The 3487-nt window shown below is 66.4% G+C and carries 4 protein-coding genes; 3 read left to right on the forward strand and 1 reads right to left on the reverse strand.

All coding sequences use genetic code 11. The features are described from left to right. From ACIQ6O_RS14690 to ACIQ6O_RS14700, 3 genes are all read left to right on the forward strand, one after another. Positions 1-2112 (forward strand): OB-fold nucleic acid binding domain-containing protein (locus tag ACIQ6O_RS14690; protein WP_396208531.1); only part of this gene is annotated, 2112 nt, incomplete at its 5' end. A 46-nt stretch (positions 2113-2158) separates the two neighbouring features. Continuing rightward, complete coding sequence (locus tag ACIQ6O_RS14695; RefSeq protein WP_396208532.1) at positions 2159-2392, forward strand: type II toxin-antitoxin system Phd/YefM family antitoxin; 234 nt, start codon at positions 2159-2161, stop codon at positions 2390-2392. A 1-nt stretch (position 2393) separates the two neighbouring features. Next, positions 2394-2780: a type II toxin-antitoxin system VapC family toxin gene (locus ACIQ6O_RS14700; protein ID WP_396208533.1), complete on the forward strand. Its 387-nt coding sequence runs from the start codon at positions 2394-2396 to the stop codon at positions 2778-2780. A 23-nt stretch (positions 2781-2803) separates the two neighbouring features. On the opposite strand, the gene ACIQ6O_RS14705 is transcribed toward ACIQ6O_RS14700, so the two are convergent. Next, positions 2804-3487 (reverse strand): aminotransferase class V-fold PLP-dependent enzyme (locus tag ACIQ6O_RS14705; RefSeq protein WP_396208534.1); only part of this gene is annotated, 684 nt, incomplete at its 5' end.

A 3487-nucleotide genomic window follows, 5' to 3' on the forward strand; every position in this document is an offset into this window, starting at 1 on the left:
CCCAAGGCGAGCTCCGTGAGTACGCGTTCCCCAAAGGGCGTCACCGAACGCGACGCCACTTGGCCCCAGCTCATCGACCTGCAAGCCGAGCGAAAACTGGCCAACGACGAACGCGCACATCTCGGTCCACTCGCCAAGGGCGCCGAACGCGACGAGCGCGGAGAACGCGAGACCCACGCCGAGTTCGTGGAGGGACGCAATCGCACCACCGCCTCGCGCGACGGCGCGAGTGGGCGCGAGCTGCTGCAACGCGCGGGGCTCGACCCCAACGACCCCCGCGTGCGCCAGCTCGCGCACGTGGTGAACGGCCTGCATCAGCTGCCGCGCCATCGCTCCATTCACGTGGGCGGGTTCATTCTCACCGAGGAACCGCTCGGCAGCGTGGTGCCACTCGAACCCGCGTCCATGCCCGGACGCACCGTGGTGCAGTGGGAGAAGGACGATCTCGACCCGGTGGGGCTCGTGAAGATCGATCTGCTCGGCCTCGGCATGCTCACCGTAGTGCAGGATTGTCTGCTGTACATCCGGCACACGCGTGATGTGACCGTGGATCTCGGGCAGCTCGACATGAGCGACGCCGCCGTGTACGACGTGATGTGCCGCGCCGATACCGTGGGCGTGTTCCAGATCGAAAGCCGCGCGCAGATGAACACGTTGCCACGCCTCAAGCCGCGCTGCTTCTACGATCTCGTGGTGGAGGTGGCGCTCATTCGCCCCGGCCCCATTCAGGGGGAGATGGTGCATCCGTACCTGCGGCGGCGCGCGGGACTCGAGCCCATCACCTATCCGCACCCCAGTGTGGAGCACGTACTGCGGCGCACGCTCGGTGTACCGCTCTTTCAGGAGCAGGGGATGCAGGTGGCCATCGCCGCCGCCGGCTTCACACCGGGGCAAGCCGATCAGCTGCGCCGCGCCATGGGGCACAAGCGTTCACGCGAGCGCATGGCCGCCATTTGCGAAGAGCTCATTGCCGGCATGCAGCGCAACGGCATTCCCGAGGAAACCGCGCGGCGCATTTACAACCAGATCAATGCCTTCGCGGATTACGGTTTCCCCGAGAGTCATGCCGCGAGCTTCGCGCTCATCGTGTACGCCACCGCGTGGCTGCGGCACTACTACGCCCCCGAGTATCTGTGCGCCATTCTCAACGCGCAGCCCATGGGTTTCTATTCGCCCGGTACCCTCATCGAGGATGCCAAACGGCACGGCGTGAAGGTGCTGCCCATCGATCTCACCAGAAGCGTGTGGGATCACAGCCTCGAGTTGTCGGATGGCCGCACCCTGTACGCGAACGACGGCACCGTAAGATGGGGGCGCAACAGGGAGCAACCGACAGCTGACAACCGAGAGCTGAAAACTCCCCCGCCCCACCGCGACGTGTCCGTACGCTTGGGCGTCCGCCTCATCCGCGGCCTCGGCTCCCGCGCCCGCCGCAACCTCGAAGCCGCGCTGCAGCACGGTCCCTTCACCAGCGTGGAGAACGCCGTACAGCGCGTGACCCTCGACAAGGCCTCATGGCGCTGTCTCGCCGAAGCGGGCGCCTTCGACAGCATGTTCGCGCACGAGCCCGCCGAGCGCCGGCGTCGCGCGGCGCTGTGGGAAGTGATGGCCGCCACGCGCGGTCCTGAGTTGCCCCTCGCGCCGCGCGTCAAACCCACGGCCGCCCAGCAGGCGCCGCTCCCGGCCTATACGCCGCTAGAGCTCACCGAAGCCGACTTCCGCATGACCGGCCTCTCGCTCGCCGGGCATCCCATGGCGCACGTACGGCCCCATCTCGCGCTCAACGGCGTGCTCACTGCGCGCGAGGCGCACGAGATCGGCAAGGACGGACAACCGGTCGCCGTGGCCGGCCTCGTGATCTGCCGGCAGCGCCCCGGCACCGCCAAGGGCTTCGTATTCCTCACCCTCGAAGACGAAACGGGGATGATCAACATCGTCATCACCCCCGACCGCTTCGAGCAGCACGCCCTGCTCATCTCCACCACCCCGCTGCTGCTCATCCGCGGCACGCTGCAAGTGGAACAGCACGTGGTGAACGTGCGGGCCAAACAGTTCCGCGCCCTCGAGCTTGGCGGCGGCGAACAGCATGTGAAGGGGCACAACTACCGCTAGCGCTTTCCTCTTGACGCGCATTAGCTAACTAATTAGCCATATCCATATGAAGCACGTCACCGTCCATACCGCCAAGACCACACTCTCCCGCCTCATCGCCGACGCGGAAGCTGGAGAAGAGGTCGTGATTCACCGCGGGAGCGAGCCCGTGGTGCGGCTCGTACCGGTGACTCAGCCGGTACCGGTGCGCTGCTTCGGAGCGCTGGCGGGCAAGGTGTACGTCACCGACGCGTTCTTCGAACCGCTCCCCCGCGCAGAACTCGACGCCTGGGAGTCATAGCATGCGCGTGCTTCTCGACACGCACGCGCTGCTCTGGTGGCTCGCCGGTGACGAACGGCTCCCGGCGAGTGCGCGTACCGTGATCGCCGATCCCGCGAACGAGATATTCGTGAGCGCGGCGTCCGCGTGGGAAGTCTCCACGAAGCACCGACTGGGGAAACTCCCGGGCGCCGGCCCGCTCGCGGTGGACTTCGCCGCCGAAGTGTACCGGCAAGGATTCGCGCCACTCGAGATTTCGCTCGAACACGCCATGGTCGCCGGGGGACTCATGAGCGATCACCGCGATCCGTTCGACCGCATGCTCGTCGCGCAGGCACGCACGGAACACATGGCGCTCGTCTCGAACGAAACGCTCTTCGATCAGTTCGACATCGTACGCATCTGGTAGCATGTCGGGGCCGACACGGAGCCCTACCCCTTCGCCAGCGTCCCGATCGCCTCGGCGAACAGGTCGATCTCGTCGAGCGTCGTGAAGACGTTGGGCGTCACGCGGATGCACTCGAACTCGCCCTCCACGAACCGCGGGCGCACGTGAATCCGCCACCGCTTCTGTAGCGTCTCGGTGAGCACCTGCGCCCCCATCCCCCGCAGGCGCATTGCCCCAAGGGCGCAGCTCTGCGCGGGATCGCGCGGCGTGAGCAGCTCCACGCCGGGCAGGTTCATCACCGCGTCCATCCATCGGTTACGAAGTAGCCGGAGCCGCGCCGCCTTGCGCTCTCCCCCGATTTCCTGGTGGAACGTCACCGCATCGCTAAGCGCCACGCGCAGCGCGACCGGATAGGTCCCGATCGCCTCGAACTTGCGGATATCACTGTCCTGCGTCGCGGGCGCCGCGAGCAGGGGCCAGATGCGCGGGATGAGTTCCTTGCGCACGTACAACACGCCGTTCCCCACCGGTGCGCACAGCCATTTGTGCAACGACGAGCCGTACACGTCACACCCGAGCTCGGCGATGGAGAAGGGGAAATGCGCGAAGCTGTGACCACCGTCGACGATGGTCGTGATGCCGCGCCGGCGCGCCTCGGCGCAAATACGCTGCACCGGGAAGATCTGTCCGGTGGTGTAGGTGATGTGGCAGATGTGAATGACCTTCGT

The organism is Gemmatimonas sp. (assembly GCF_044345575.1).
GTDB lineage: Bacteria > Gemmatimonadota > Gemmatimonadetes > Gemmatimonadales > Gemmatimonadaceae > Gemmatimonas.

Excerpts from the sequence above, each read along its gene's own strand:
- ACIQ6O_RS14695 (WP_396208532.1), top strand. The coding sequence starts at position 2,159 with ATGAAGCACGTCACCGTCCATACCGCCAAGACCACACTCTCCCGCCTC.
- ACIQ6O_RS14700 (WP_396208533.1), top strand. The coding sequence starts at position 2,394 with ATGCGCGTGCTTCTCGACACGCACGCGCTGCTCTGGTGGCTCGCCGGT.